Genomic DNA, 6,005 nt, shown 5'->3' on the forward strand with positions numbered 1-6,005 from the left:
CGATGATGCGGCCGATCGTCCATCCGCTGCAGGCGCGCCGGCCGGTCACGGCGCCAGCGCGAGGCAAGGCGAGCGCCGCCGACACGGCGGTGCCCGAGCGCTGGCTGACCGTGCACGGCGCCACGCTGCACAACCTGCGCAATGTCACCGCCAGCCTGCCGCTGTCGCGGCTGGTGGCGATCACCGGCGTCAGCGGCTCGGGCAAGTCCACGCTGGCGCGCGATGTGCTGATGACCAATCTGCTCGATGCGGTCGGCCGTTCGGTGCTGTCGTCGCCGGCCACGCGCCGCGCGCGCAAGTCGGCGCAGGCCGAGCCCGCCGCGGGCGCCAGCAAGGGCGTGGGCGTGAAGAAGCTCGACGTCCAGCATGTCTGGCAGGGCTGCGAGGCGGTGACCGGCTGGGAGGCGATCGATCGCGTGCTCGAGGTCGACCAGACTCCGATCGGCAAGACGCCGCGCTCCTGTCCGGCCACCTATATCGGCGTCTGGGACGCGATCCGCCGGCTGTTCGCCGAGACGCTGGAAGCGAAGGCCCGCGGTTATACCGCGTCCCGCTTCTCGTTCAACACCGGCGACGGCCGCTGCCCGGCCTGCGAGGGCCAGGGCGTGCGCACCATCGGCATGAGCTTCCTGCCGGACGTCAAGGTGCTGTGCGACGTCTGCCACGGCCAGCGCTTCAATGCGGAGACGCTGGCGGTCAGCTGGCGCGGCCGCAATATCGGCGAGGTGCTGACGATGGAGATCGACGAGGCGGTGGAATTCTTCGCCGCGCAGTCGAACATCGCGCATCCGCTGCAGCTGCTCAAGGACGTGGGCCTGGGCTATCTGACGCTGGGCCAGCCGTCGCCGACGCTGTCGGGCGGCGAGGCGCAGCGCATCAAGCTGGTCACCGAACTGGCCAAGGTGCGCGACGACATCACGCGCCGCGGACAGAAGCCGCCGCACACGCTGTACGTGCTGGACGAGCCGACCGTGGGACTGCATATGGCCGACGTGGCCAAGCTGATCCGCGTGCTGCACCGTCTGGTCGACGGCGGCCACAGCGTGGTGGTGATCGAGCACGACCTCGACGTGATCGCCGAAGCCGACTGGGTCATCGATCTCGGCCCGGAAGGCGGCGACGGCGGCGGCACCATCGTCGCAGCCGCGCCGCCGGACGTGCTGGCACGCACGCCGGGCAGCCATACCGGGGCGGCGCTGGTGCCGGTGCTGGCGCGCACCGCGGCGGTGGCGGCCAACGAGGTCGGGCCAAGGGTGGTGCGCGGGGCGGTGGCGTAGGAAGGAACTGGCGAGTAGAAAGTCGAAAGGCCGCATCAAGCGGCCTTTCTTCTCTTTTGCGTCCTGGATCGTGACGTCCGTCGTATACCGAGAGCGCTGTCAAGATTTGGTCCAGGCGCTTACCCGGCGATTGTACACCTTACCCCGCCAACGCTCCCGCATCCGGCACCACCAGCGCCACCAGATCGTTCAATTCCGTCAACGCGGTGCGATGCACGACCGCGGCCGGTACCACTTCGCCGTTGACTGGATCGGGCAGGTCGCGCGTCGCGCAGGCGGCTGCGACCACCGTGGTGGTGTAGCCGAGATCGAGCGCGGCACGCGCGGTCGCGCTGACGCACATATGGGTCATGAAGCCGGCGATCACCAGCTGCTTGCGGCCGGTCTTGCCGAGCGTGTCGGCCAGCGCCGTGCCGGCGAAGGCGTTAGGCAGATGCTTGACGATCACGGTCTCGCCCTGCGCCGGCGCGAGCTCGGCGATCAGTTCGGCATAAGGGCCCTGCGGATCGAAGATCGCCCCGCCCGGCTGCCCGTGGTGCTGGATGTGCACGACCGGTGCGCCGGCCTTGCGGGCGGCCGCCAGCAGGCGCTGGCACTCGGCCACGGCCTCGGCCATGCCGGACAGCGGCAGGCTGCCGTCGACGTACTCGCGCTGGTGGTCGATCAGCACCAGGCTGGCTTGCTGCCAGTCGGCCGGCTTGCGGGTCGCGCCGGCGAAATCCATCAGGGTCTTGGCTTGCGGCATGGAAGGCTCTCCTTCATCGAATGCACGACATCGTGCGATGCCGCCATGATAGGGTTCGGCTTGCCGATTCACCATGCCAGATTCCGACGAGGCACTGTGCAAAAAAGAACAGCCGGAACCACCCATTGGGACGATCTGCTGACGCTGGCCGTCCTGGCCCGCTCGGGCAGCTACGCCGCCTGCGCGCGCGAGCTTGGGCTGACCCATGCCACCGTGATCCGACGCCTGCGGCGCCTGGAGACGGCGCTGGGCGCGCCGGTGGCCGAATCGGTGCAGGGCCGGATCGAGCTGTCGCCGGCCGGGCGCATCGCGCTGGCCGCGGCCGAGCAGATGGAGCGGCATGCCGCGCGGATCGGCCGCGAGCTCGAAGCGCGCCGCGCCAGGCCCGGCAGCGTGTCCGGCACGGTCAAGCTGACCGCCACCGAGGGCGTGGCGACGCTGTTCATCGCCGAGCGCCTGCCGGCGCTGCGCGAGCGCCATCCCGGACTGACAGTGGAACTGATCGTCGAGGCGCGCCGCGCCAGCCTCGCACGCCGCGAGGCGCATCTGGCGATCCGGCTCAATCGACCGGTCGAGGAACAGGTGGTGGCGCGCCGCGTCGGCACGATCCACTACGGCGTCTATGGCAACGCGGCCATGCGCCGCCGCTACACCGACGAGGGCCTCGCCGCGCTGCCGTTCTGCCAGCTCGCGTTGTCGCTGGCGCCGGGCGTCGCGTTGCCCGAGATCCGCTGGGTCGACAAGCAGATCGCACGCGACGCCATCGTGCTGTCGAGCAACAGCGTCGATACGCTGCTGATGGCAGCCGCGGCCGGCGCCGGAGCCGCGCTGCTGCCACACTTCGCCGCGCGGACGCAGCCGTCGCTGCATCTGCTGCAGGACTGTCCGGACGTGCGGCGAGAGGTCTGGCTGGCCTATCCGTCCGAGTACCGGCGCCAGCCACGCTTTCGTGCCGTGGCCGACTGGCTGGCCGAGTGCTTCGCGGAGATGCCATAGGCCGGGCTGTCCCGCCGGGCCCTGGGGCAATCACGGCACCTGCCGCTGCACCGGCGCACCGATGCCGGCGTCCGTCACCGGCGCGATCACCAGATAGCGGCGCGCATCCTGGCGCTCGCCACCGCCGGCGACGACCTGACGAATCGGACCGACCGTATTGACGATCGCCGACCCCGCCGGATTCGCCATGAAGCGCGCCAGTGGTTCGATACGGCCGCCACCATCGACCCTGTCCGCCAGGCCCAGCACATAGGCCTGCTTCGGCTGCAGCCCGGTCGCCGAGGCCTGCAGCACCTGCACCAGCCCCTGATCGAACAGCGCGACGCTGGTGGGCGCCTGTTGGGGATGTTGGGCCTGCTGTGCCTGCTGGGCCTGCTCCGATCCGCCCGCGGCGACCGGCACCAGCGACAGCTGCGTGGCCCTGGCAATCGTGCCGGCCGGCTGCAGGTTCTGCCGGCCATCGCCCTGCCTGACCGCGTCCGGCACATAGACCACCGCCTGCGGCGCCTGGCCGACGGGGATCGTCGCGACCACGCGCTGGCTCAGCGTATCGATCGCCGCGAGGGCGTCCTCGTTCTCCAGCCCGACATAAATGCGGCTGCCGTCGCCCGAGGGCCACAGGCCGTGCGGCAGCTTGCCGACCGGAATGGTCGCGACCTGCGAAAAATCGTCGGTGCGGAACACCTTGACCTCGTTGGTCCCGCCCACCGTCACGTAGGCGAACTGGCCGTTGCGGTTGCGCACAAAATTGACGTGGTTGGTGATCGGCCCGGTATCGATGGTGCGGATGGGCGCAAAGGGCGGACGCGCATCGAACACCTGCACCTTGCCGATGTCCTTCAGCGTGAACCAGACCTGTTTGCCGTCGGGCGTCGCCGCGATGTTCGGGCAGAACGCGCTGGCCTGCTCGATGGTCGCGATCACCTTGTGCTCGGCCACGGACACCACGCTGGTGCGCGGCTGGAACGACGAACAGACATAGCCGTACTTGCCGTCCGGCGAGAAGATCTGCATGCCGGGCCCGGCCGGCACGGGGATCCGGGTCTTCTCGCGATAGGTCGCCGCGTCGATCACCGCGACATAGTCTTCGCCGCGCACCGTGACCCAGAGCTCCTTGCCGTCCGGCGTGTAGAACGCCTCGTGCGGCGAGCGGCCGAGATAGGTCACGTGCCGGACCGCATTGGTCTGCGTGTCGATGAACGATACCGAGTTCGAGCCGATCGACACGACCGCGAGCGTGCGGCCGTCCGGCGAGAAGCCAAGGCCGTGCACCAGCAGCTGTCCCTTGTACAAGGGGCTGAAGTTGGCCGGCGTCGGCTCGCCCAGGCGGATCATGCCGAGCACCTCGTTGGAAGCCGGATCGGTGACGGACACCGTGTTGGAGAACTGCTCCGCGGCGTAGATGCGGTCGCGATGGCTGATCGGCCGGTCGGGATCGGTGGCGCGCGGCGGCTGGCCAGCCCGCGTGGCGGCCGGCAAGGCCAGCGACAGGGCCAGGGCCGCGATGGCGGCGGTCGGGGTGAGCTTCATCGTGGCTCCTTGTGCGAATGGTGGATGGCGCGGTGGCCCGGCTCGCTGCCGGCGACCGCGCTGCCGGCGACCGCCGCAGTATCGGCGGACGTATCGGCAGGCATATCGGCGAACGTATCCGCCACCGGCGGCGCCTGCCCGATCGCCAGATACATCGCGGCAATCTCCTGCTGCTGCGTGGCGATGATCTCCTGCGCGATCCGGCGCAGTTGCGGATTGCGGCCGTGCCGCAGTTGCGCCATCGCCATCTCGATCGCACCGCGGTGGTGCGGCACCATCATGTGGACGAAGTCGCGGTCGACGTCGCCGCTGGGCGCGATCGCCATGTCCTTCATCATCCGTTCCATCGCGCGATCGTTTTCGGCCAGGAAGGCCGCGTGGTCGCCGGCATCGGCGGACGCCGCCACGGCGAACACCGCCAGCACTGCGCCGACCGCCCACGACATCGGCGATGCAGCCGGCGCGCCGCCGCGACTGCGGTGGCGCCTTCGAAAACACAGAGCCATGCTGTACTCCTCGAGGTCCGTATCAACAGGTGAACAGCGGTGCCGGCACCCTTATTCCCCCGGGCCGGAAAAAAATCGCGATCGGCGGCCGGCGCCGGCGGGAATAAAATCGCCCCGATGGTGTTCACGCTGTAAGGGCAGACGCCGGGCAGACCCGGCACGGCCCGCCGACCGACAAAGGAACAGCGATGGGGGTTCGTGAAGAACTGATCGACCACGTGCCGCGGCTGCGCCGCTATGCGCGCGCGCTGGTCCACAACCGCGAGCTGGCCGACGACCTGGTGCAGGACACGCTCGAGCGCGCGCTGCGCCATGCGCGGCAATACCACGACGGCACCGATCTGCGGGCCTGGCTATTCACGATCATGCATAACGCCTTCGTCAACCAGATGCGCAGCGCCGGCATGCGCGCCGCGCATGTGCCGATGGACGACGACACGCTGTCCGACGGCCTGCCGGGCGCCGACTGGCACAGCACGGCGAATCCCGCCGGCTCGCTGGAGGTGCGCGACCTCGACTACGCGCTGCAGCGGCTGCCGGCCGAACAGCGCGAGGTGGTGCTGCTGGTCGGCCTCGAATCGATGAGCTATGCCGAAGTGGCGCTGGCGCTCGGCATTCCCGTCGGCACCGTGATGTCGCGGCTGTCGCGCGGGCGCGAGCGGCTGCGCAGCCTGATGGCCGGCGTCAAACCCGAAGCCCGACTGAGGGTGGTGCGATGAGCAACGAAGCATTCGCGATCAGCGAGGAAGAGATTCACGCCTACGTCGACGGCATGCTGCCCGACGCGCGGCGCGCCGAGATCGAGCAGCGGCTCGAGCACGACCCGCAGCTGGCCCAGCGGATCAGCCAGTACTACGCGCTGAACCATATGCTGCACGCCCGCTACGACCGCGTGCTGAACGAACCGCTGCCGTCGCGGCTGCGCGGCGAGCCCGCGCGGCGCGGCGCCTG

Annotated in this window: 6 protein-coding genes and 1 pseudogene; 4 read left to right on the top strand and 3 right to left on the bottom strand. The window is 69.7% G+C overall.

The window, feature by feature from the left end; genetic code table 11:
- Positions 1 to 1,277, top strand: a pseudogene (locus B551_RS12165) (excinuclease ABC subunit A); the annotation flags it as partial.
- Between the two features lie 139 nt (positions 1,278 to 1,416).
- On the opposite strand, the gene B551_RS12170 reads toward B551_RS12165, so the two are convergent.
- Positions 1,417 to 2,022, bottom strand: a complete 606-nt coding sequence (locus B551_RS12170) for a cysteine hydrolase family protein (RefSeq protein ID WP_006579951.1) — start codon at positions 2,020 to 2,022, stop codon at positions 1,417 to 1,419.
- 96 nt (positions 2,023 to 2,118) lie between these two features.
- On the opposite strand from B551_RS12170, the gene B551_RS12175 reads away from it, so the two are divergent.
- A complete protein-coding gene (locus B551_RS12175; protein ID WP_023264177.1) occupies positions 2,119 to 3,018 on the top strand; it encodes a LysR family transcriptional regulator in 900 nt (299 codons plus the stop codon).
- Between the two features lie 30 nt (positions 3,019 to 3,048).
- Here B551_RS12175 and B551_RS12180 read toward each other — a convergent pair whose 3' ends face one another.
- A complete protein-coding gene (locus B551_RS12180) occupies positions 3,049 to 4,548 on the bottom strand; it encodes a YncE family protein (protein ID WP_006579646.1) in 1,500 nt (499 codons plus the stop codon).
- Entirely contained in the window at positions 4,545 to 4,994 is a 450-nt protein-coding gene (locus tag B551_RS25585; protein ID WP_006579645.1) for a DUF305 domain-containing protein, read from the bottom strand. Before B551_RS25585 ends, B551_RS12180 begins: the two co-directional genes overlap by 4 nt.
- Before the next feature lie 248 nt (positions 4,995 to 5,242).
- On the opposite strand from B551_RS25585, the gene B551_RS12190 reads away from it, so the two are divergent.
- Positions 5,243 to 5,773, top strand: a complete 531-nt coding sequence (locus tag B551_RS12190; protein WP_006579644.1) for an RNA polymerase sigma factor — start codon at positions 5,243 to 5,245, stop codon at positions 5,771 to 5,773.
- Positions 5,770 to 6,005 (top strand): hypothetical protein (locus B551_RS12195; RefSeq protein ID WP_043439171.1); only part of this gene is annotated, 236 nt, incomplete at its 3' end. The genes B551_RS12190 and B551_RS12195, both read left to right, overlap by 4 nt.

The sequence above is a fragment of the Cupriavidus sp. HPC(L) genome, assembly GCF_000307735.3.
Classification (GTDB): domain Bacteria; phylum Pseudomonadota; class Gammaproteobacteria; order Burkholderiales; family Burkholderiaceae; genus Cupriavidus.

What these genes read in the sequence shown, in the direction of transcription:
- B551_RS12170 (WP_006579951.1), bottom strand. Translation starts at nt 2,022, where the DNA reads ATGCCGCAAGCCAAGACCCTGATGGATTTCGCCGGCGCGACCCGCAAG.
- B551_RS12180 (WP_006579646.1), bottom strand. Translation starts at nt 4,548, where the DNA reads ATGAAGCTCACCCCGACCGCCGCCATCGCGGCCCTGGCCCTGTCGCTG.
- B551_RS25585 (WP_006579645.1), bottom strand. Translation starts at nt 4,994, where the DNA reads ATGTCGTGGGCGGTCGGCGCAGTGCTGGCGGTGTTCGCCGTGGCGGCG.
- B551_RS12190 (WP_006579644.1), top strand. Translation starts at nt 5,243, where the DNA reads ATGGGGGTTCGTGAAGAACTGATCGACCACGTGCCGCGGCTGCGCCGC.